Annotated in this window: 23 protein-coding genes; 9 read left to right on the top strand and 14 right to left on the bottom strand. The window is 44.5% G+C overall.

The annotated features are described in order from the left end of the window. Entirely contained in the window at nt 1-153 is a 153-nt protein-coding gene (locus tag BUQ89_RS13685; RefSeq protein WP_178377640.1) for a hypothetical protein, read from the top strand. Here the strand turns inward: BUQ89_RS13685 and BUQ89_RS04060 are convergent. The 8 genes from BUQ89_RS04060 to BUQ89_RS04030 form a co-directional block, all read right to left on the bottom strand. Then, nucleotides 150-1,028, bottom strand: coding sequence for a WYL domain-containing transcriptional regulator (locus BUQ89_RS04060; protein ID WP_028460673.1), 879 nt, complete (start codon nt 1,026-1,028; stop codon nt 150-152). The genes BUQ89_RS13685 and BUQ89_RS04060 overlap by 4 nt on opposite strands. Before the next feature lie 594 nt (nt 1,029-1,622). Beyond that, nucleotides 1,623-1,850, bottom strand: coding sequence for a hypothetical protein (locus BUQ89_RS13470; RefSeq protein WP_143071199.1), 228 nt, complete (start codon nt 1,848-1,850; stop codon nt 1,623-1,625). Beyond that, complete coding sequence (gene cas5e / locus BUQ89_RS04055) at nt 1,840-2,571, bottom strand: type I-E CRISPR-associated protein Cas5/CasD (RefSeq protein ID WP_028460672.1); 732 nt, start codon at nt 2,569-2,571, stop codon at nt 1,840-1,842. Before cas5e ends, BUQ89_RS13470 begins: the two co-directional genes overlap by 11 nt. Continuing rightward, nucleotides 2,564-3,742 carry a type I-E CRISPR-associated protein Cas7/Cse4/CasC gene (gene cas7e / locus BUQ89_RS04050; protein WP_051537476.1) on the bottom strand — a complete coding sequence of 393 codons (1,179 nt, stop codon included), beginning with the start codon at nt 3,740-3,742 and terminating at the stop codon, nt 2,564-2,566. The genes cas5e and cas7e overlap by 8 nt, the downstream gene beginning before the upstream one ends. A gap of 34 nt (nt 3,743-3,776) precedes the next feature. Beyond that, nucleotides 3,777-4,427, bottom strand: coding sequence for a type I-E CRISPR-associated protein Cas6/Cse3/CasE (gene cas6e, locus BUQ89_RS04045; protein WP_028460671.1), 651 nt, complete (start codon nt 4,425-4,427; stop codon nt 3,777-3,779). After that, entirely contained in the window at nt 4,420-4,977 is a 558-nt protein-coding gene (gene casB / locus BUQ89_RS04040) for a type I-E CRISPR-associated protein Cse2/CasB (protein ID WP_036572415.1), read from the bottom strand. Before casB ends, cas6e begins: the two co-directional genes overlap by 8 nt. After that, nucleotides 4,974-6,506, bottom strand: a complete 1,533-nt coding sequence (casA, locus tag BUQ89_RS04035) for a type I-E CRISPR-associated protein Cse1/CasA (RefSeq protein WP_028460669.1) — start codon at nt 6,504-6,506, stop codon at nt 4,974-4,976. The genes casB and casA overlap by 4 nt, the downstream gene beginning before the upstream one ends. Continuing rightward, entirely contained in the window at nt 6,497-6,739 is a 243-nt protein-coding gene (locus BUQ89_RS04030; protein WP_028460668.1) for a hypothetical protein, read from the bottom strand. The genes casA and BUQ89_RS04030 overlap by 10 nt, the downstream gene beginning before the upstream one ends. An 80-nt stretch (nt 6,740-6,819) precedes the next feature. On the opposite strand from BUQ89_RS04030, the gene BUQ89_RS13680 reads away from it, so the two are divergent. Next, on the top strand, nt 6,820-6,975 hold the full coding sequence (locus tag BUQ89_RS13680; RefSeq protein ID WP_177183563.1) for a hypothetical protein: 156 nt from the start codon (nt 6,820-6,822) through the stop codon (nt 6,973-6,975). Nucleotides 6,976-7,288: 313 nt separating this feature from the next. Next, a complete protein-coding gene (locus BUQ89_RS04020) occupies nt 7,289-8,227 on the top strand; it encodes a mechanosensitive ion channel domain-containing protein (RefSeq protein ID WP_143071198.1) in 939 nt (312 codons plus the stop codon). Nucleotides 8,228-8,270: 43 nt separating this feature from the next. Here the strand turns inward: BUQ89_RS04020 and corA are convergent, their stop codons facing one another. Then, nucleotides 8,271-9,383, bottom strand: coding sequence for a magnesium/cobalt transporter CorA (corA, locus tag BUQ89_RS04015; protein ID WP_051537475.1), 1,113 nt, complete (start codon nt 9,381-9,383; stop codon nt 8,271-8,273). 121 nt (nt 9,384-9,504) lie between these two features. Between corA and BUQ89_RS04010 the strand changes: the two genes are divergently transcribed. Then, the gene (locus tag BUQ89_RS04010) at nt 9,505-12,942 is read left to right on the top strand and encodes a mechanosensitive ion channel domain-containing protein (protein ID WP_028460665.1); all 3,438 of its coding nucleotides are present in this window, start codon (nt 9,505-9,507) and stop codon (nt 12,940-12,942) included. Nucleotides 12,943-13,211: 269 nt separating this feature from the next. Here the strand turns inward: BUQ89_RS04010 and rnk are convergent, their stop codons facing one another. From rnk to cysK, 4 genes are all read right to left on the bottom strand, one after another. Then, on the bottom strand, nt 13,212-13,619 hold the full coding sequence (gene rnk, locus BUQ89_RS04005) for a nucleoside diphosphate kinase regulator (RefSeq protein ID WP_036572411.1): 408 nt from the start codon (nt 13,617-13,619) through the stop codon (nt 13,212-13,214). 585 nt (nt 13,620-14,204) lie between these two features. Next, nucleotides 14,205-14,618: a GlcG/HbpS family heme-binding protein gene (locus tag BUQ89_RS04000; RefSeq protein WP_028460663.1), complete on the bottom strand. Its 414-nt coding sequence runs from the start codon at nt 14,616-14,618 to the stop codon at nt 14,205-14,207. Between the two features lie 102 nt (nt 14,619-14,720). Continuing rightward, the gene (epsC, locus tag BUQ89_RS03995; protein ID WP_245812891.1) at nt 14,721-15,617 is read right to left on the bottom strand and encodes a serine O-acetyltransferase EpsC; all 897 of its coding nucleotides are present in this window, start codon (nt 15,615-15,617) and stop codon (nt 14,721-14,723) included. A gap of 56 nt (nt 15,618-15,673) precedes the next feature. Beyond that, nucleotides 15,674-16,651, bottom strand: coding sequence for a cysteine synthase A (gene cysK, locus BUQ89_RS03990; RefSeq protein ID WP_028460661.1), 978 nt, complete (start codon nt 16,649-16,651; stop codon nt 15,674-15,676). A gap of 611 nt (nt 16,652-17,262) precedes the next feature. Here cysK and glk point away from each other — a divergent pair. Further along, the gene (gene glk, locus BUQ89_RS03985; protein ID WP_028460660.1) at nt 17,263-18,270 is read left to right on the top strand and encodes a glucokinase; all 1,008 of its coding nucleotides are present in this window, start codon (nt 17,263-17,265) and stop codon (nt 18,268-18,270) included. Between the two features lie 40 nt (nt 18,271-18,310). On the opposite strand, the gene BUQ89_RS03980 is transcribed toward glk, so the two are convergent. Beyond that, the gene (locus BUQ89_RS03980) at nt 18,311-19,549 is read right to left on the bottom strand and encodes an NnrS family protein (RefSeq protein ID WP_028460659.1); all 1,239 of its coding nucleotides are present in this window, start codon (nt 19,547-19,549) and stop codon (nt 18,311-18,313) included. Nucleotides 19,550-19,746: 197 nt separating this feature from the next. Between BUQ89_RS03980 and BUQ89_RS03975 the strand changes: the two genes are divergently transcribed. The 4 genes from BUQ89_RS03975 (at nt 19,747) to BUQ89_RS03960 (ending at nt 23,178) form a co-directional block, all read left to right on the top strand. Next, nucleotides 19,747-20,589 carry a 3',5'-nucleoside bisphosphate phosphatase gene (locus tag BUQ89_RS03975; protein WP_028460658.1) on the top strand — a complete coding sequence of 281 codons (843 nt, stop codon included), beginning with the start codon at nt 19,747-19,749 and terminating at the stop codon, nt 20,587-20,589. A 69-nt stretch (nt 20,590-20,658) separates the two neighbouring features. Beyond that, on the top strand, nt 20,659-21,291 hold the full coding sequence (locus BUQ89_RS03970; protein ID WP_028460657.1) for an L-threonylcarbamoyladenylate synthase: 633 nt from the start codon (nt 20,659-20,661) through the stop codon (nt 21,289-21,291). Beyond that, the gene (locus BUQ89_RS03965; RefSeq protein ID WP_028460656.1) at nt 21,284-21,949 is read left to right on the top strand and encodes a site-2 protease family protein; all 666 of its coding nucleotides are present in this window, start codon (nt 21,284-21,286) and stop codon (nt 21,947-21,949) included. The genes BUQ89_RS03970 and BUQ89_RS03965 overlap by 8 nt, the downstream gene beginning before the upstream one ends. 26 nt (nt 21,950-21,975) lie before the next feature. Further along, the gene (locus BUQ89_RS03960) at nt 21,976-23,178 is read left to right on the top strand and encodes a tryptophan--tRNA ligase (protein ID WP_028460655.1); all 1,203 of its coding nucleotides are present in this window, start codon (nt 21,976-21,978) and stop codon (nt 23,176-23,178) included. Nucleotides 23,179-23,214: the final 36 nt, after the last annotated feature.

Here is a 23,214-nt window from a genome sequence, read left to right as displayed (position 1 = left end):
ATGACCTCGTGCTGTTATCGGCTGGCTGGCTGGCTGGCTGGCTGGCTGGCTGGCTGGCTGGCTGGCTGGCTGGCTGGCTGGCTGGCTGGCAGTATTATTCATGGGCGCTTCGCCTGGGGCAACAAAGCCCGGTGTCAGCGTCATATTCGTTAAAGGGCAAGGGTGTTGTGACAGATTGTGTTGCTATTGCTGAGCCACAGGTGGTATTCATGAGCAGGCAGGTGGTGATCGGGGCTGAGATCCACCTGCCAGTGGTGCAATAGGTAGCCTGCCCGAGCGACGCGGATTTTGAGCCGACGCACAGGCTGGTTGTTTTCTCGGGACATGTTGAAATCAAGCGCGACAGCCTCGGGGTGGCGATGCCCCGGATGCGGAACCAGCTCCAGGGTAAGCCAATGGTTCCACTCCGTGTCAGCAACCTGCTGTTCATGTGCCACCACGGGTGTATCGTTAATATGGCTATTAGTGACGCGGGTACAGACAAAATCCCGGAACTGATTTTGTTTGCGGCAGAAACCACGCACGTGCCAGCGCTGGCCGTTGTTGATGATACTGTGCGGCACGATCACTCGCTCGCTTTGTCCCGAATTCAGAGGTAAGTAAGCCAGCCGCACCGCCTGGCCCTGATTGATAGCCCTGGACAAGGTGGCCAGCACGCCTTGTGATGATGCAATCAGATCGGGTACATCCTCGCAGAAACCGGATTCGACCTGCGGCATCGTTAACCCGTCGTCAAAGCCATGGGCCAGCGTGTTCAGAACCGCTCGGCTGTCGTGATGAAACAAGGGTTGGAAGCAATCTGTGCGGTAGTAGCGCTTGTTTCCGTGGCGCAGCACCAGGTTATTCGGCGCCCGCTCGCGGTACAGGGCAAAATCTCGCGCACCAGAGGCGACCGCCGTGCCGAAGTGCGCCATCAACTCACCTCGCCCCACAGCGCCGTGGTATTGCAGGCAAAAATCAATAAACGCCAGACGTTCACGCTGGGCGTGAGACTGATATTCGAGCGTTAAAGCAGTGTGTTGCGGCACTTTCAGACTTCTTATTACCAAATATGATTGGGCACCTTATTACATATACCGTTATCGCGCAATCATTTTGATCTGTCCTGTTACTCTTTCACAGGTAAACAGTTTTGCCGTATTCCAGATACCGGTGTTGACGCGGAAAAGCCTTGATGAGAAAAGAATCCGCAGAAAAACCAGGCACAAGAAACATCCCCACAAGCGTGGGGAAGACAGTCCATGCGATCAATATAGCGGTTGTGATATAGAAACACCCCCACAGATGTGAGGAAGATCAAGCAAGATTAAGCTATTACAGCCCAATCGGGTGAAACACCCCCACAGACATGGGGAAGGCGCTGCATATTAGATAACGGCAAATATTTCCAAAAAAATACCCACACACGCATGGGGAAAACGAAAATCATTTAGTCGACTGGATGGCCTCTTAAGAAACAACCCCACGGGTGTGAGGAAGACTGATCCCGACAACACCTCCGCAAAATAGAATTAGAAACACCTCCACAGGCGTGGGGAAAACCGAGATGTTGCATCTGAAATTGTACAGCAACAAGACCCTTTCACAAACATGGAGAAGACACTTCAAGACAGAGACGCGGATCAGTAGCCGTAGAAATAACAGTGTATGGAGAAACGCCCCACGGGCGTGGGGAAGACACGGGCAAGTCGTGTTCGTGGAAGCGTCGCCTGGAAACAACCCCACGGGCGTGAGGAAGACAACAGATTGATAAATCGATATTTATCTTTGACCCGTGGCAAGCTATCGCGCGTTACCTTGATCAGCAATCGATTACCGGATACCTTCAATGACGTCGTTTCATCTGGCATTAATCAAACTCACCTGACGATCGCTGTAGCATTTTTCTATTCCAAACTGCAGCGGAACATCGTTGATAGTAAAAACTGCATCCGCTTGATCTTTATCGAGCGCACCCTGCAACACTCGAAAATCCTCGATACGGTTTTTCTCTTTCGCAATCGCATGTCCTTGTTCCAACGCTGCTGTTTCAGCAGCAAAGGTTCCACGATAAATAAAATCAGTTGGAACACAACTTTTACGCCCGAGATAAATATCCCATACGGGATTCTGCAAAGCTTGTGCTATCGCCTCAGCTTGATCAGCCGGCACTTCCAGCGCCACAGCAAAAGCGGCATCCTGTAAATAATAACGATAAGTCATTTTGGCACCGCCTCCCACCGCCTTTTTTCCCTCATAAGTTCTGGGAATCAATAAGCTCGCCCACGGATCCCGATCGTCATAACCACTGCCAACCATGTGGAAGTCGCGCAATAAAGGCTCCCGATCCTGTTTGATAACCCCATTCGCGCGTTGTTTACTGCGTACAAAAGAAACCACCGTGAGTGTGAGTGCGGCGAACCTGGATAGAAACATTCGTTGCTCACCACCTGCACCCAATGCAGCACATACCAGACCCAGCACACCCGATTTAGTCGGAAAAGTCAGTGTATCCCGCCGTCCAAACCTGGAATCAAACCCCCATGACTGTAACGGTGCCTCCAGCCATAATAATAGATAAGAATTATGCATTGACCTGCTCTCTGACAGACTCACCCGCGGCATGCCGTTTGAGTGCTGTAATCAAATCATCAATATTAAAATGATCATCCCGTCCATAGGTATATTCCGCTTGCTTGCCAAACAAGCTGCCATGCAGTTTTTCTTGTTTCGCTAAATAATTCATCATGGTGTCAATGCTGGGTTCGATAAAGCCCTCGTTCTTAGCCTTGATTGCTGTCTCAAATGGAATCTGCAGACGCTGGCCTTTGCGCACCAGCACCTTGGCAAATTCCCAAGGTGAGGCGCCTGACTGCGTGGATTGACGCGCGGCAGGTACGGCAACAAACAGCGCCTTGGTGAATTTTTCGACGACTTCAGGTACATTTTGCCCCGCCAGTGTTTGATAAAGCTGACCCAGATCCAGACTCACATAGCGGTAATAAGTAGCCGAATTAAATTCCAGAATACCCATGTGTGCAGAGCCCGGCTCGGTGGCGAGGTCATCCAGCGCAGTAAAAAACTCAATCTCATTGCTGACTCTGTGAGTGGAAATCGCATGGGAGAATGACGCGGCAGCCTCGATACTCAAGTCAGCCGCCTGAGCAACCATACGTCCAAAAAGCGCAATATCGGCTGCATCAATCGCTTTAGATACGTTCTTAATTAATCCGGAAATTTCTTTCGCCTGTTGTTTCTGCTCTTTTTTGGTGATGACTTCATTCTGGTTAAATCCTTTTTCTGCAAAAGCATTCACAATACTGGCAACCTCATTCGGACTTAAGAAAAGCAAGGTATCCGATTTCTCGGAATCGGCTTCTGTTTTCATTTCTTCTGCTTCGCTTTCAGCAGCACTTTCTTTATCCTTTTTTGGTTTCTTGGGTTCTTTTTTCTTGATAAAAGCGCCTTCAATCTTATCGCCACAGGCCTGTGCTTGTTCAGCTGTTGCACCTTGTGCAACACATGCATCAGAAATGAGTTTACCGATAAACTTGGTCCGAGTACCGTAAGTTCCGCCCAGCTCATGCATTGCCATACGTACAGGGCGTTTCCATGCCTGTGAGCTGACGCGAGCGCGTTGTACCCCACCAATGATGGCAGTTTTAGGTGCACCCACATCATCACGATTGAGGCAAGTAACCGGAAAAGATTGCAAGATGTGAAATTCAATACGCAAATTCTTGAGTGGGTTATCAATGTTCATTTTTATGATTTTTCCAATTAACGAAATTAAAAGATTAAGCCGCAGTTAAAGGGATTATTTGTAATAACCCAAAACCGAATGCCCTGCCACGTCCTATACCCTGGGTAAAACTTCGCATAAAATGACCATGGTCGATGACTGTCAACTGACCTTTGAGCACAGCACTGCCGTGGGTAACGCGCTTTCCTGATTTTTCAAAAGTCTGAACACTGATTCGTTCGGTTTGCAGGCTATCAGGATTGACACTGAACCCCCAGGATTTCAGCGCGTGTTCTTTAAACCATTCCTCAATGCATTCCCGTCCGCGAATTGGCACAACTTTGCCCGTCTTATTGTCACGCTTACTGGGATTCACAGTAATCTGGAAGGCATAGTGTGCATGTGTTAGAAAACCAGAGTAAATAGGTTTGCTCTGTACTTCACCAAACTGCGGTGTCTGATGTGGCCTGCGATTAGACAACAACAGGATTTTCCGTGTATTAAAATCACCGCCTTTATCTGCATAAATAATGCCACTGGGAATGCTGGTTCGCTTTTCAACATCTGAACGCACATCTTCAAACAGACCATATACGACTTTATGCAGGGCGTAAGCATCCTTAACTTTAAGGGTTTTGATGTCAGTACGACTTAATCGCAATACACTGGCATAAGCCAGAATATCGTTTAAGTGATCTTCACTCATCCTGATTTCCTTCGACAGATTTACTGTAAAATCCTTGTGCCCAGGCTGTTTTAATGCCCGCCTGCCTTTCATTCAAGCTAAACAGCAATAAATCATTCAACAAACTGGAATAATCCAGAATAATATTACTCCTAGACTCAATCAGACTAAACAATGCGCGTAAAATACGACAAACTTCAGGTACCGAGTCGCAGGCTAACAAGCGGCGTAATTTGATTTTGGCCTGGGCGCTCGCGTTGCCGTCCTCATAGCACCGCGCAATCGCTTGTCCGATTTTAACGACACCATTCTGATCAATTTTTGCTCGGGCAATCGCAGCTGCAATACTCGCATAAGGTAAACGCTGATTTTCTTTCTCCAGATTAATTTGAAAACCTGCCAGTATTTCCCAACTTTGGTATTCCGTGGCCGGATTGTCAGCGCGTTTGAGTGCAGCGCGCAACCCACTGTCAATCTGACAACAATGGATGATGTAATCAACAAATGCTTCCTGTTTCTTACGAGAAGAATCCATCTTTTCTTTTGTTTCGTGTCCGATATCATTGTTCATGATGGCTTCCTGGTAAGATTTTCATAATAATGACTTAAATTGGGACGATTTTTTACCCAGGCATCCAGCTGACGGGCCGTATCTTTTGCACAATAATTATCGTATGCTTTATAGGCGGATTGCTTAAAAATCCGACGCATACGCCGCGTTTTATTTGCGTTATCGCATGCTTCCAGCAGATCCTGAAAAAATTGTTCGCATAGCTGCCAGAAAAGATTACTCGCCAGCTGCGCCTGCTCCCTGACCTTCGCTTTATTCTCCTGGCCCTGGCTTTTAAAATAATTACAGGTTGTGCCATAAACAGTTTTAGAAAGAAAATCTAACTGACTCATTTCCACTGAAAGATTTCCAAACCAGGCACTCTCTTTGCCCGTGATCAAATCAGGAGCGGGTAAAACAACGTAAGACTCAATGAAATCATCATTCTGTTTTACGGATTGATCTCCACTTGATCCCCTGACCTTTAAGCCGCCTGACCAGATCCCTACCGGTTTTTCCCACCGCTTTATTCTTTCAAAACCTAATCTAATTTGTTGGCAATCAAAGTCTGCCTCATTTCTAACGGCTAAAAATGAAAGTAAAGCAGTCAATTCACGCCAAGGTTTTTTCTCCACATCTAGCCAAAGAACCTTCCGAGTAGCATCATCTTTTTGACTCAAACTAATACTGGGTTCAATCCATCCTTCTTTATGGCTGGGATATTGAATGCCTTCAAGATAAAAAATACCCCCCTCTTTTAAGAATACAAATCTGGACATTGCAAGCAAACATCCCATGTAGGATTTTTTTAACCGCCGAGCAACCTCACAATCTTCTCCAGAAGGCATTTCTTCCCACGGCGGTTGACCTAATTCATTTTCCCAAATTCCGGTCTCTTTAATTTTCTCTAGCGTCATTAAATTCAGCCAGATTGTCTCTTGTACCGAGTCGCCGATGAGATACGAATGCAGATAACCGACATAATTTCCCAGACTAGGCGCAGATTTAGCGGAAATGCTTTTACCCTGATAATTTGGCGTAAGCGGGGGAATATTTTTATGCACACGTTTGCCCCCAAATGCAAAATTCATCATCGTGATAATAAAAATTGCTTTTTCGGCATCACTCAGCTTTCTTTCGATCTGATATTGGGTCAAAACCGTATTGTTATCCGATAACACATCTGGATAAAAACCAGCTCCAAACGATTTAGGTTTCTCGTCTCTGATCAAATGATCCAAAACCGGCATCTGCAAGAATGGTTTTGTGCCGTATAAGTAAAACCGATCATGCCAGCGATCGAGATATTGCAGACAGCTGTCAGCCAAACCTGCCGACTGGATTTGGGTCCAGTCATTATCATCCTCTGGTGTATGCGCTGCCTGGGCAACAGCTAATAGAAATTTAGTCAGCGCAATTTTCTGCACTGAGTTACCCCCCAATGCGCGATATTTTGAATGGCTAAATAATTGTTTTAGGCTCACTCTCCCCGCATCCACAATAGGAATCCAAGGTTCATCAATCAAGTTAAAACGGTTTTCTACGGCCATCTCTTTCGCTCCTCATTTCTTATCAGCTTGTGGTAACCCATCTGCGGATCATAGTTGATATCATAGTGGCCGTTAACCGCGTTATGATTGAGTAATTTAATTACGCCACTTTCGTCAACTAATACCACCCGCAACAAACTACTTTCATCATACCCAGGCTTTCTCAGGTAGAAATAATCAGCCAGCCATTCAATCTGGCTTTTACTAACAACGTCGGGTGCCAGATAATCCACAATCCTTAATGTGAAGTAACACCGCAAAACTGGACAAGTTGTTAAGCTCTGATATGAAATAAATAGAGAGAGACATAATCATGAGCAAGAAACGCATGCAATATTCAACAGAATTCAAAGTCAAAATAGCCTTGGCAGCGATACGTGGAGAGGAAGCGGTACCACTTCACTCGCTTTCAACACCTGCTGATAAAACAAAAACGCAGCAGCATCATGTGCTAATATTACTTTTTTAGTTGACCACCATAAGCTTTATTTTCGCACAAAGATGAATTTCCAGCCTGCGCCCGTAATCATCGCCATATCCATCTATTCCCTGTAAAATATAGCACCTACGTGCAAGATTCAGAATAAGCAGATAGTTCCCGTGTGAGTGCCCCTATTCATGGCATTGTGGTCAATACAGTCAATATAAATAGCGATCGGAACGATTACAACCCAATACGGTATTTCATCGTCCGTATCAGACTTTTCTGCAGCAGCGTCTTTGCCAGCCATCGCATGAAACCGGTTAATTTCAATGGGATTACGTAAACTTTCTGATTTTTCGTGATAGGGCACCATTTAGAACCGCAAGCGGGCCATCTGAATCTTTATATACTTGATCCCAATTTCGTTGCCATCCAAAATAAGCAAGCCATGTATTCTTTACCCATGAGTTTAACGCTCCCCCCATCATTGCTCATTTTTATGGACAGTCAATTATCACAAAGCTGTATATTAATCATACTGTTATTATTTATTCGATTCGTCCTCATTTATCTCATCAAACGTAATAGTGCAATTTTGACTGAGAGACAACGGCAGTGGGTTGCGCGCGCTAAAAATTTCACCTGGTTAATCATCCTCGTCGGATTATTCAGTATCTGGTGGCCCGAATTAAGCAATTTCGCACTCTCAATTGCAGCGGTTGCTGTCGCATTGGTTATCGCAACAAAAGAACTCATACTGTGCTTTAGCGGCGCATTGATGCGTGCGGGTTCGGGCGCCTTTTCTATCGGAGACTGGGTCGAAGTCGGCCCACATAGAGGGGAGGTTATTGATTACAATATATTTTCTACAATACTACAGGAATTGGATAAGACGCCAAATCATTATGAATTTACAGGCAAAACGATTTTGATTCCCAATAGCCTGTTTTTATCAGAATCAGTCAAGAATTTAAATTTCTCTAAACGGTATGTATTTCATCGTTTTGATATTGTTATTGAACCGGGCATACATGTCTTGGATCTACATGACTGGATTGTTGAGGAAATCAATGCATTTTCCGCCGAATTCTATGAAGTCGCCAAACGTTATAATGCTTTTATAGAAAAACGAACCGGCGTGGATATCCCCAGTGCGGAGCCACGCGTCATTATCAGCACCAATGAACTGGCCAAACGCGTCATCACAGTCATCGTTTTTTGCCCTTCTGAGAAGGCGACACCATTAGAACAGCATATCACCCTTGGGGTACTGGAACAGATCTACCGACGATATTGATCAGCAACCAGGATGCCTGTTTTACCCTGCGGATGCCTTATCTTTAAAGCCATTTTTTTCTTTTAAAAACAATCAATAAAGCAATACTGATACAGATAAACAACACCCATAAAAGCGGATAGCTCCAACGCCACTTTAATTCCGGCATATATTCAAAATTCATGCCATAAATACCCGTAATAAAAGTCAGCGGAATAAAAATCGATGCAAATATAGTCAGAATTTTCATGGTTTCATTCATTTTATTACTGATGCTGGAGAGATAAATATCCTGCAGGGCCGCAATTCTTTCCCGATAGGAATCCAGAGAATCCGTGACTCGTAACACATGATCATAAACATCGCCGTAATAACGCAAGGTTTTTTCTTGCAACAATACGGTATCTGTACGCTGGATTATTGCCAGCAGGTCACGCAGCGGAGAAATACTGCGTTTCATGGTAATCAGCTCACGACGAAGCTGCTGAATATCCCGCAATATTCTCGTATTCGCATCGAGTAACAAATCATCTTCTAGTGAATCGATTATTTCATCCAGGCTATCTTCCACCACGAAATATTCATCAACAATCGTGTCGAGTATGACGTAAGCCAGATAATCACTGCCAAATTGTCGTAAACGGGCTTTTCCATTTTGCAGATGAGCGTAAATGGGTTTAAAGGTATCATCCGCCTTTTCCTTAAAGGTCACTACATAATTCGCCAGCAGCAAAATACTAATTTGCTCGTACTGCAAATGAAAGTGTTGCTGACGATCCAGGCTGATCCCCTTGGCCACCAGATAGAGGTAATCTTCGTATTCTTCTAATTTCGGACGCTGATGAGTACTGAGAATATCTTCCAGTACCAAGGGATGAATATTTAATTCCTGACCGATCTCTTCGATGACACTCGTGTCATTTAACCCGTCAACATTAACCCAGGTAATGAGTGCTTTATTTTGTAGCTGCCGGAGTTCTCCTATGGCGCGGATATCGTGTCTTATCAGCTTATCTGTACTATACTGAATGACCGAGATACTGCGTTCGGCAGCGTGTTTTTCGCCGATATGTATTAGTGAACCTGGTGGTAATCCTGATTTATCAGCCGAACGGCTCCGCGTTATTTTATCTGCTCGCTGCTGCAAATCATGTCCTTTCGAAAAGGTAACACTCATAATAGAATTCCTATCGATAACAGATAGATCAGTTATCTTAAATATTGTATTGACCTACTGGCAGATTAATTTAGCAATATCAGTTATTCTGCTCCATTCTAAACTACATGAATTATTTGATATGAATGTTGTAGCACGTTGGGTAGTCGGTTTTCTGTTATTTCTTTTTTTGCCAACCTGCTCATTGTTTGCTCAAGTTGCCAAACCGGCTGTCAAGCCAACTAATCAAACAGCACAAACGGAACATGCGGAACAAACAGAGGCATCCCTGACAATCATTCGCGATAAAATTGAGGTTATTAGTAAAAAGGCCAACCTTGAAGAAACACTAAAACAGCGAATCCTGAATGCCTACCATGCTACTGAAACCAATCTCGAAGAGCAATTAATCCTGGAACAACAGATTCAGATCATACAGAGTCAGTTAAAGAATCTACCAATTGAAACCAAGCAACTGGAAAAACGAATCCACGAAACAGAAAAGCAATTTAAAACTGAGCTAGAAGAAAATTTCTCCCTAGATCCCAGTGGCAACCTGGAACAACGCCTGGTTATTGAAAAATCCAATTTAAATGAGCTCAAGTCTTCTATTAACCGGCTGGAAGTTCAGATCGACGAGCAACTCAAACGGCCCCAGCAAATCAGAGAACAGATCGCCGAAGCTAAAACGACGCAAGCCAATATTCAGCAGGAGCAGGTCGCGCTGAGCAAGCTGGTGCTCAGTAAGCAGGAAATTAATGCACGCCAAGCACAATTGGATAGCCGCGCCAACAAATTGACTGTGACCTTAAACAAGCTCGAGCTGGAAAATATTGCTTATCCACTCAGTCTGGACGCCAAAAAGCTTGAATTACAGCTGCTAAATTTACAAAGTAAACAGCTATCCAATTTGGTCAAACAAATCGATGATTTTCTGATTGAACAACGGCAACGAGAAATTGAAAAAGAACAGGCGATTCTAATCCAAGCACAAAGAGAAACAGCTGGAAAACATCCCGTCATACAGAAAACTGCCCGAAAAAATATTCGTTATAACCAGTTATTACAGGAAATTAATAAGAAACTAGAGCAGTATCTTGATCAGAAAAATAGAATTGATGCCCGTTATAAACAATTGGAAAAAGATTTTCAAAGTGCCGAGCAAAAAATTAATTTAGCCGGGCTCAGCCCGTCCCTGGGTAATCTGTTACGCGAACAGCGCCGTAATCTACCTTTGACTAAAAACAGTCAACATTTATTCGACAATATTCAGGAAGAAATTGCCTTAGCCAGTCTGGAACAGTTCCAACTGGATGAAGAAAAAAGGGTTTTAGTCGATATCGATCAGGCTATTCCGGCCAGAATGGCGTCGTATGTTTCAAATCATCTTGATGCAGCCGAGAAATTAAAAGTGAGTGATGAATTACGCACATTACTCAACAATGAAAGAGAGCTGGTTCTAAAGCTCGTTTCAGTCTATTCAACCTATTCCAGAGCTCTCGACGATGTCAACTATTCCCTGCAGCAACTCGTTGAATTGGGAGAAAAATTCAATCACTATCTTAATGAACGCTTATTATGGGTACCCAGCGCACCCGTCATTGATAAACACTATGTACTGGAAATCATCGAGTCTATCCTATGGCTCAGCAATCCATCACACTGGCATCAACTGGTAACCGATATCAAAGATAGTATCTCTGTCAGCCCGCTACTCGCATTCCTGGGTTTTATTCTCATTTCTTCACAACTATGGTTCAAACAAACAATCAACACCCATTTAAAAAAATTATTGGAAAAAGCGAATAAACCCTATGCGGATCGCTTCGAATTTACCTTTTATGGTTTGGGTTATATTTTCTTATTAGTATTACCGCTATTTATGCTGCTGGTCTGGCCAGGATGGCTATTACTCCTCAATACACAAGCAGCAGATTTCAGCCACGCGGTAGCAGATGGTATGCTAATGGCAGCCATTCCATTTTTGATTATCCAATTTTTCTACCGATTATTTAGGCCGGGTGGATTTGTACAAACTCTATTTGGCTGGCAAGAGCACAGTATCCAGTTATTACGCGGACAATTACAATGGATACGTCTGGTTATCGTCCCTACTATGTTTCTAATCGGCATGTTTGCAGACGGAACTTACTCCGAACACAGTTATACATTAGGCAGAACAGCATTAATCATTGCCTTACTGGCCCTCGCATATTTATTCCATCGTTTCGCTCACCCTCTCACAGGATTGGGGAAAGATTTTTATCAGGAAAATCCAAATAGCTGGATATACCGTTTACGCTATATCTGGTATGCCATTCTGGTATTGGCCCCACTCATCATCATCGGCTTTGCTATTGCAGGCTATTACCAGAGCGCACTAGAGTTGCAGCATAAGCTGGTAATTCTACTCCGGTTAATATTTTTTACTGTGTTGTTACATGAGATTGGCCTGCGTTGGTTGGTACTGGCTAACCGACAATTGGCGTTACAAAATGCCCGGCAAAAACGCAAATTGCAGGAGCAGGCAGAAACCAAGACAGGTACCAGCACGATTAATCCGGAAGAAGAGCTCTTATTGGATATCCCCAAAATTAATGAGCAAAGCGAGAAATTACTCGGTGCCATGACCATTGCTATCCTGGTTATGGGCTGTTGGCTGGTTTTACGTGACATCATGCCCGCCTTCTCAATTTTCGACCAAGTCGTGTTGTGGCAGCATATCGCCGTAATAGAGGGACAGGAAACACTGCAACCCATTACGTTGGTCAATGTATTCTTCTGCCTGCTTTATCTAGTCTTGACGCTGATTTTTGTTAATAACTTCCCCAGCCTCATCGATTTATTCTTTGTTGGCAGATACAGCATGACTTCCGGCAGTCGTTATGCGTTTATCCATCTGACCCGCTACGCGGTCATTACGATTACTTTCATTGCGGTCGTAAATGAGCTAGGGGGGAGATGGTCTGAAGTGCAATGGCTCGTTGCTGCCATCAGCGTAGGTCTGGGTTTTGGCTTGCAGGAAATTTTTGCCAATATGGTATCCGGAATCATTTTATTATTCGAACGACCTATCCGGGTGGGTGATACCGTAACAGTCGGGGATGTTACCGGCAAAGTGAGCCGTATTCAAATTCGTGCAACAACCCTCACCGATTGGGATCAGAGGGAACTGGTAGTGCCTAATAAAATTTTTATCACGGACAAGCTCATCAACTGGACCTTGACTGATCCGGTCACTCGAGTGGTCATACCTGTCAGGATCGCCTATGGTTCCGATGAAGAACTAGCGCTGCGTATTTTCAAGCAGGTTATTGAAGAATCACCATTGGTGTTGGAAGATCCGGAACCATCCGTATTTTTTATCGGTTTTGGCGAAAGCTCACTGGACTTTACACTACGCGTGTTTGTGCGTGACATGGACGACAGACTCCCCGTAATCGACGATATACATCGACGAATCCGGCGCGCCTTTAAAGCGAATAATATTAAAATTCCTTTTCCACAACGGGATCTGAATATTCGCCCATCCGAATTTTACAACACGCCAATTTTGAATCAGAGCGGACGCATAGATTAATCAATGTATTCCCTTATTTATCACTATGGTTATAGTTAGCACATTCATGCTTGATTCCTTGTCATACGTGGCTATAAGCTGAGTTATATGATTATTCGAAGAAAAACAACGATTAGGTCGATTTCACCAGCGACAAAAAAGTCATTTACTATTCCGGATAATCTCAGCAGATACGATTGCCTGAAATTATCCGTTTATTCTCAATATCTACAAATATCAGCGCGGTGGCTGATCACGGTTAAACACATTCAAACCGATATAAATATACTTCAACGGTGATATTCGCCTGATCGTTCCGGTTGATAAATCACTTCTTCAATCTTAACCTTCAGCGTACCTCCGCCCGGTTTAGGCCACTCAATTTCAGCTCCCTGTGATAAACCCAGGAGTGCGCTACCAACTGGCGCAAAAACCGATATTGTTTTACCACTCGCATCAACATCTTTAGGATAGACCAAGGTAAAACAAAATTCCTCATTCGAGGATGAAACTTTAAATTTCACAGTAGAATTCATGGTAACAACAGTGGGCGGCACATCTTTTGAATCAACAAGTTCTGCACGCCCTAGCTCTGCTTCCAATTCGGCTTTTCCAGGAAATGAATTTTCAGAAAAAGAACTCAATAACCCTTCGAGTCTCTCAAAATCTATTTCTGATATGATAATTTTTGGTTTCATACTTACTATATTCCTCTACAATTAAGTCATTAAAAATCCCAGAAAGGAGCCTGCCTGACAGAATAAAAACAATAAAAAAATAATAGGCCTTTAATCAGTCGATCGCCCCTTTGCCTTAGACAATTTTGCTGATACCATTTGCTGCAAAGCCAGCTTTATGATCATAATCATCGTCTACCACACAGGCCCCCTGCTTTAGCTATATCCGGCATACCTGCAATACATGCAGAAAATAAAAATACACTCGATTTTATGACATTATTAAATACCTAAATAATATTGGCGGGATTCAAATTCTGCTTCGAAAACTTTAGCTATTTATCTGAATATTCTTTAATCGTGCAGAATCACTTGCGCTCGATTTCCTATCTGGCCCCTATCGGAGAATTCCAACATCAGATATCAGATAAGGGCTCAAATATGATGCATGCGCAGAAAAAATGTTGATCCTACCGTATTAGCCGTCTAATTTTTAACAACTGTTATCCGGAATAATACAATCATCGTAATGACGGTTATACTATGAGTATTCTATCTATTAAGGTGTCTTGTAGGCGTAAAACAACGATCAGCATTACCAGAAAATCAGCTACCAGATATCCATGTTTCTATACCCGCTTGCGCAATCTGTGCATCCTGATGTGACCTGACTCCACTCACACCAATTGCACCGACAAATTTTCCGTCTATTACGATGGGCAAACCACCTTCAATTGGCAGTGATCCTGGCAAACCCAGATAACGCAGACTCCCTGCCGCAATATTTTCTTCCCATATTTTAGTAGGACGACGAAAGGCAATTGCGGCACGTGCTTTCTCGATTGCAACTTCAATACTACCAAACTGAGCATTATCAAAACGTTGCAAATAAAGCAAATGTCCCCCGTCATCAACGATAGCGATGACAACAGGCCAATCATTTTGGTTCGCCTCCGTTTCCGCACCACTCGCAATACGCTTTGCGTCATCCAGTGTTAATACTGCTTTAGTCATTATCATATGTGACCCCTAAAATTAGTTATTCCAGTCTTCCGTTTTATTCTCCTGTGGCAAAAAATAAAACCTGTCAATATTTGTCCCGCCGCCCAATCCCACTTTAAGCTAAATACCAGCCCCGCCCTCAAACATCTCATGGCGCATTTGTGCCTGGGTAATATTACTGCCAGGCGGCACACTGCGTGTCAGCCAGACATTACCGCCAATTGTTGAACCACGTCCAATGGTAATGCGTCCCAATATGGTCGCACCAGCATAAATCACGACATCATCTTCGACTATAGGATGGCGTAAATTACCTTTTACCAAGGCACCACTTTCATCTACCGGAAAGCGCTTAGCCCCTAAGGTTACCGCTTGATACACTCTAACATTCTGGCCAATAATGGCGGTTTCACCAATGACCACACCTGTACCATGGTCGATAAAAAAACTGCCTGCAATTTGTGCGCCCGGGTGAATTTCTATACCGGTAATCGAATGTGCAATTTCGGAAACCATGCGCGCAATTAATGGTACGCCCAGGCAATGTAATTCATGCGCAAGCCGGTAATGGGTAATCGCCATGATTCCTGGATAGCAAACCAATACTTCATCAACATTACGCGCAGCGGGATCACCTTCATAAGCTGCGACAATATCACTTTCCAGTAGGGTATATATGTCAGGTAAACGTCTGGCAAATGCCTGCGTAATCGCAACAGATCGCTCACGATCCTCATTACTCAGCACAGCTGAACCTGAGTTATAATGCAACTCATGTTGAATCTGCACCATGAGTTCCCGCAGTGTTATGTTTAAAGTATGTCCGACATAATGATCCACACCTTCATCAGCAAGATCAGATGAACCCAGGCGATTCGGAAATAAAGCCGCACTTAAACCCTCAGCAACACCCATTAGTATCCGCCGCGAGGGTAGCTTGGGGGGTCTGTTATGTCGCTGTCGGCTTTCCAGTGAGGCAACACGTAAAGCGCGCAACTTAACGACAATATTGTCCACTTCTAAATGCGTGCTCCTTAGTAAAAGATCACCTATTTTTTTAGTATTCGCCACACTTATGCGACCAGGTTATGTGCATCAAACATACCGTCAAACAGAATACTGCTCAGGTAACGCTCTCCTGAGTCTGGCAGAATAACCACGATATTTTTGCCTGCATATTCTGCCCGTTGCGCATAACGCACCGCTACCGCCACAGCAGCACCACATGAAATACCAGAAAGAATGCCTTCTTCACGTGCCAGGCGACGTGCATAGCAGATCGCATCTTCGTTACTTACCTGTTCAATTTCATCTACCAGCGAAAGATCTAAAGTATCCGGCACAAAACCGGCGCCAATTCCCTGAATCTTATGCGGACCGGGTGTTAATGGTTGCCCAGCACGCTGTTGTGTCAAAACAGGACTTCCAGTTGGTTCAACAGCAACCGACAAAATCGCCTTACCTTTGGTTTTCTTGATATAACGAGAAACGCCCGTGATAGTGCCACCGGTGCCCACACCTGAAACCAAAATATCAATAGCACCATCCGTATCGTTCCAAATCTCCTGACCAGTTGTCTGCTCATGAATCGCTGGATTGGCTGGATTCTTAAACTGCTGGAGCAATACATACCGGTCCGGATTTGAAGCAACAATTTCATCGGCTTTTGCCAATGCACCACTCATACCACGCGCACCTTCTGTCAACACCAACTTGGCACCAAAAGCCATCAAAATCTTCCGTCGCTCCAGACTCATTGTTTCCGGCATGGTTAAAGTCAATGGAAACCCTCGCGCAGCCGCAACAAAAGCCAGGGCTATTCCAGTATTACCACTCGTTGCCTCTAGCAATTCTTTTCCGGGTCCCAGCAACCCCCTGCGTTCTGCATCGTCAATCATCGCAACACCAATGCGGCATTTAACTGAATACGCAGGATTACGGCCTTCGATTTTTCCCAACACAACTCCCGGTGCACCATCAGTAATACGATTAAGCCGAACCAAGGGGGTATGTCCGATAGACAGCGCATTATCTTTAAACCAATTTGACATCAAACTTCCTTTATTTTATTTGCTATACAGCGATGGGGATTTCATCATCATTTTTTCTTAATCAAATGATGAAAAACAACGCTCTTCTCCAGATACACTGGTTTTAATTTTTACAGTCATCATTGCACATTTCACTACAGTAGATTCATCTCTCTATTAAAAGTATATACCTGGTTATGACAGAAATTGACACAACAATCACAACACACTAATTAATATAAAGATATCGCAAGAGGAATAGCGTATCATTTACTCTCGCGATTTGCATGGAATCTTATGGCTAGTAGAGGCACTCAAACTGCTATGGCGCTTTGACATCCTCCCCCGCCTAAAGAAAGGAGATTCCTGCTGCCTCTACCTCGGAATGGAGTAGATGATTTCGGTGAGTTCCTGTTGTTGACGACATTGCTCCATCGTTCGCTTGACAGGCGAGTTGGGCATGTCCTGCCCTTAAAATATTAAAATGAAGTTATCGTCCGCCCTCAAAAATCTATTCTGGATTATAACTATAGCGATGAATCTGGTATTGTGCATCATCCCCATCAGATTACTGTCGATGAATCCTGGCCTGCTCCAGCCATGCCCTGTCACTGCACGATAATCGATACACAATGAGTAGCCGGCTTATTTACGGTGACATTGGCGGCACCAAAACGCTATTAGGAGCCGCCATCTTACACAATGGAAAAATACAACAACACCTGGAACGGCGGTACGACAGCGCCGCCTATCATTCTTTTCTCATTATGCTCAAAGATTTTTTGGGCACGATCGAGGCAAACGGAATAACCGGCCATTCAACTGCGGCCTGCTTTGCAATAGCAGGACCAGTGATAGCGCAACAAGCAAAACTAACCAACCTACCCTGGCACATCCATGCTAAAGATATTGCCGCAGCCTGTTCTATCACTAAAGTAAAACTCATTAATGATTTTGAAGCAGCCGCGCTGGCCGTAGAAATATTATCCAGTAGCGATCTGGTAACATTGCAGACAGGAAAAGCAGAAGCACAAGCGATGCGTGTCGTACTCGGTGCAGGCACAGGCATGGGTGTAGCATGGCTGACCTGGCAGAGCGGACATTATGTGTCACTGTCTACTGAAGCAGGACATATCGATTTTGCACCCGTTAATCGATTGCAATTTGGATTATTCGAATATCTACAGAAAAAATTTGGCCATGTATCCATCGAGCGCATCCTTTCAGGATCGGGCCTGACATATATTTTTAATTTTCTGCAAATGGGCCTCCAAGAGGAACCCCGATTACCAAAGATCACCCTTAATGAAGGTGACGCGCCAATAATTACTGCACTGGCGCTTAAGCAAAAACATCCAATCGCCATTCAAACACTGGATTTGTTCAATGAAATCTATGGTGCTTACGCAGGCAATCTGGCCTTAGCCGGGCTTTGTCGTAATGGCGTCTATATTGCGGGTGGCATTGCGCCCAGCATCATTGGCTCCTTACGCAACGGCAGATTTATACGTGCATTCCGAGATAAAGGCCGGTTTTCCATAATGATGAATAAAATTCCGGTACAGGTCATTATCAATACCCAAGTCAGCTTACTGGGTGCTCAACAGGAAGTGCTGCGTTTGCAAGCAGGTATACGCTAAAAATACCCCTTATAAACATACCCTTTATTTTACCTTTTATTTAGCCCGGTTTCCCATCAATTCTCGGTTGCCAGTAAATTGGCACATAACGCATAGCCCAGATTATAAAACAGGCCAGCCAGATTAATCCTGCCAGCAAATACAGCATCCCTGTCATCTGCGTCGCAGCAGGTACCATATCGGCTAATATCCTAAAGAAAGCCGTCGTTTGAAAGCCGATAAATAATAACCAGGTAAAATTATCCAATACCAATGGTCGCCCCGAATGACCCAACGTAACACGTGAAGCCATACCCAATACCATGCTCGCAAAATATCCGATAACCAGCGCATGTAACGGAGCGAACCCAAACAACATCGATTCCCCTCCCGTGATCATGAGTACCCAACTCTGCGTACTAAACAAAAGCATCGACAAACCTAGCCAGGCAAATGAAATATGTAACACCGCCAGTAAACTGACACGAAAACTGCGCAAAAAGCCCCAAACAAATGACAGGTATAACGCGCAAACAGCCAACGGAAGATCAACCAACCACAGATATGAGAATAACCCCCACAGCTGTAATAATCCATGCATCACCGTACAGAAAAGCATGAACCAAAGTATCCAGTATGGCCTGACCAACACATAATTTTCTAATACCCGACTCGAAAAAAACGGAATCATTCGGTGTGATACCGTCAGTACAATGGGTAACAAGAAAAACCAGATACCCGCATTTCGGGAGAAATCCAGCATCAACCAGTTCTCCGTTAGCAACCAGTTTAAATAGGCAGCGACACCTAGCCAACCCAATAAAAACGCAAGACTCGTCACCACTGCATGGCGTTTATCCTGAGCCTGTGCATGAATCAATACGTGCAGTAAAGCGTAAGTAGCCACACTCCAACCTGCCAGCATGACTGCTACGCCTGCTACTACAAACGATCTACCGGCTATCAGGCCCAAATAAAACAATACAACACCTATGGTCATTAACAGGCAGGTCGTAAGAAAATAACGAGGCCTGATTTTTTCACCATTCATCCAGTTCGGATAAGTCGTAAACAAAAAGCCAAAAATAAAGAAAGGGAAAAAGCCATATATCATCAGAAAAGCATGTGCCCATATGGGTGCCACACTCCACGATGGTGCAATAGCGATAACGCCATATCGTCCCGCCAGATCAAACACCCACCAAAGCAGTGTCGCCACTCCCTGTAACGCCCCAACCAAAAATAAACTGCGATGCGGTGCAGCAGCAAAATGCTGCCAGATAGTTGACTGTTTATTCATCCCCATTCCTTACGGATAACGTTTTGCCTACACACTGAGAATCAATATAGCATATCGGCCGATTTATTGAACCACTTCAAACCTGATAGTCGCCGATTTAAGTATATCGCTTTCATTATTCAGTCCAATGATTTTTATTCACACTACTTATTTGTTATGATGTGTTTCTTATATGCATCACATGAATCATTTACTGCATGCTCAACATTGATCTACATTGTCACTCTACCATTTCCGATGGCCAATTGACGCCAACTCAGCTAGTGGAACGCGCAGCTATGCGAGGCGTGAGTATACTTGCGCTTACTGATCACGATGATATCGCAGGGCTAGATGAAGCACGTCGTGTCGCCGTCACAAAAAACATTCTATTTATTAACGGAGTAGAGATTTCTGTCAGCTGGCGCGGTCGAACCCTGCACATTGTAGGCTTGGATATTGATCCCGAATACTCACCTCTAAAACAGGGATTGGCATCTATTCGTGACGGCCGAACAGACCGTGCCCTAGGCATTGCAAGGCAGCTTGATAAAGTTGGCATTCATGGCAGTCTGGAAGGGGCTTACAAGTATGCAGGTGAAAGACGGCTCATTGGTCGCACTCATTTTGCCCGTTTTTTAGTCGAGCAAGGCCATGCTAAAGACGTAAAATCTGTATTTAAAAAATATCTGGTAGAAGGCAAACCTGGCTATATCTCACATCAATGGACTTTGTTAAGTGAGGCCGTTAGCTGGATAGCTGATAGTGGCGGCACGGCTGTTATTGCCCATCCAGCGCGCTATAAACTGGGGAAAAACTTACTCAACGAATTATTGCATGAGTTTCGTAATCTGGGTGGAGCCGCAATTGAGGTGATTACGGCCAGCCACTCTCCGGAGCAAGTATTACTATTTGCGCAGCATGCACAGCGTATGGGCTTTCTGGCATCATGCGGCTCGGATTTTCATGGACCCGATGAAAGTTATTATGATCTTGGCCAATTACCCGAATTACCCGCCGGTTGTACTCCAATATGGCATAACTGGCAGGCCATTAATTGAACTGGGTTTCTCTTAAACCGACTCATGCTGTAATTCAATATCAATTTAAAATTAGGTAACGGTGTTCCCGTGGCTCAATTCTTTTCTATTCATTCACATAATCCACATTCGCGTTTAATACGACAGGCAGTCACTATTCTGCGCGATGAGGGCGTTATTATTTATCCAACGGATTCCTGCTATGCGCTGGGTTGTCAAGTTGGAAATAAAAACGCCATGACGCGCATACGCGCAATTCGACAAGTAGACGAGAAACACCATTTCACGCTGGTATGCAGAGATCTAGCTGAAATTTCACACTATGCCAAAGTGGATAATCGTCAGTATCGCCTACTTAAAGCCAACACACCGGGCAGCTATACCTTCATACTTCAGGCCAGCCGTGAGGTGCCGCGCCGCCTACAGCATCCCAAGCGTTATACCATCGGAATACGCGTCCCTGATCATCCTGTAGTACAAGCATTACTGGCTGAGCTAAACGAACCCTTACTCAGCTCCACGCTCATATTACCAGATGATACTTTCCCGCTTAATGACTCGCAGGAAATTCGGGACCGTATGGAACATCAGGTTGAACTCATTATGGATGCCGGTTCTTGCGGCATAGAAATGACCAGCGTTATCGACTTGACTGGCGACGTACCTGAACTCATACGTTCAGGTAAAGGCAGTCTTGCCCCATTTGGAATCGATCATGGATAGTATCATTCAAGGTATTGCAATTTATGCATTACCCGTCATTTTTGCCATTACTCTGCATGAAGCCGCACACGGTTATGTTGCTAAATACTTTGGCGATTTTACAGCCTATAATGCAGGGCGTATTAGCCTGAATCCCATCAAGCATGTTGATCCGATTGGAACCATTGTTGTCCCCCTAACCTTATTTATTCTTAGCAAGCTCACCGTTGGAGCGGGCTTTCTATTTGGCTGGGCCAAACCCGTACCGGTTAACTTTGGTAACTTGCGTCAACCCAAACGCGATATGCTTTGGGTCGCAGCCGCTGGGCCGGGTGCAAATCTGGTGATGACCTTCTTCTGGGCTTTTATTATCAAACTCGGTCTGATAATGTCTGACAGTAGTTTTGCAACTCCCATGATATTAATGGGTAAAGCCGGTATCGAAATTAATGTCATACTGATGGTGCTCAATCTATTGCCGTTACCCCCGCTAGATGGTGGCCGCATGGCTGTCAGCTTATTGCCCCAACGTATAGCTTATCAATTTTCCCGAATCGAACCTTATGGTTTTATGATCTTACTGTTACTGCTATTCAGCGGAGTACTCGGTGCCATTATCTGGCCTATTATCACGACAATCAAACTGATCATGGTTTCTATTTTCGGGTTATATATCTAACAACGTCTTTATTTAGGACAGGTAATATGTTTGCTGATCGCGTTTTATCGGGTATGCGTCCTACTGGCAATCTCCACTTAGGGCACTACCACGGTGTATTAAAAAATTGGGTAGCATTACAAAAACAATATGAATGCCTGTTTTTTGTCGCAGATTGGCATGCACTGACCACACACTACGATACGCCAGAAGCCATTGAGCAAAGTGTCTGGAACATGGTAATAGACTGGCTTGCTGCTGGTGTAGATCCTTCTCAAGCGATCTTGTTTATTCAATCAAAGATACCCGCACATGCGGAACTATACACACTGCTATCCATGATGACACCGCTTGGCTGGCTGGAGCGAGTACCCACCTACAAAGATCAACAAGAAAAACTCACCGAAAAAGATTTGACAACGTATGGGTTCCTTGGCTATCCGCTGCTGCAAAGCGCTGATATACTCGCCTATCGCGCTAATCGCGTACCAGTAGGTGAAGATCAGATCCCACATCTTGAGTTTACACGTAATATTGCACGTCGTTTTAATCATCTATATGGCAAGAAAGCAGGATTCGAAGACAAAGCGGTGCTCGCGATAAAAAAACTCGGCTCCAAAAAATCCAGATTGTATAATGAATTACGTAATCGTTATCAGGAACAAGGCGATGAAAGCGCATTAGCCGCAGCAAAGTCATTACTTGATGAACAACAAAACCTGAATATGGGTGATCTGGAACGGTTATTTGGTTATCTCGAAGGCGGCGGAAAAATGATCCTTGCCGAACCTGAAACCATGCTCACACCCGCTTCCAGAATGCCTGGACTGGATGGTCAAAAAATGTCTAAGTCCTATGATAACACCATTAGCTTACGCGAGGATCCGGTCAGTGTTAATAAAAAGATACGAACAATGCCAACCGATCCGGCTCGAGTTCGACGGAGTGACCCAGGCGATCCAGCCAAATGCCCAGTATGGCAGTTTCATTTAATTTATTCTGACGACCAGGTCAAAGAGTGGGTCCAGCAGGGATGTAAAAGTGCCGGGATCGGCTGCCTGGAATGCAAGCAGCCAGTTATTGATGCCATTCTAGCAGAACAAAAACCGATGCATGAACGCGCTAAAATGTATGAAGAAGATCCTACTCTGGTAAGAAATATTATTGCTGTTGGTTGTGAAAAAGCAAACAGGCTTGCAGAAGAAACCATGCGCGATGTCAGAGAGGCGATGGGATTAAATTATTCCTGATATCGACCCCTCAAGCAAAACCAGAAATCCGGAAAA

Origin of the sequence: Nitrosomonas cryotolerans ATCC 49181 (genome assembly GCF_900143275.1) — a bacterium.
Classification (GTDB): domain Bacteria; phylum Pseudomonadota; class Gammaproteobacteria; order Burkholderiales; family Nitrosomonadaceae; genus Nitrosomonas; species Nitrosomonas cryotolerans.
Note: the sequence above shows the minus strand (reverse complement) of the source record. Positions and strands in the feature narration are given on the sequence as shown.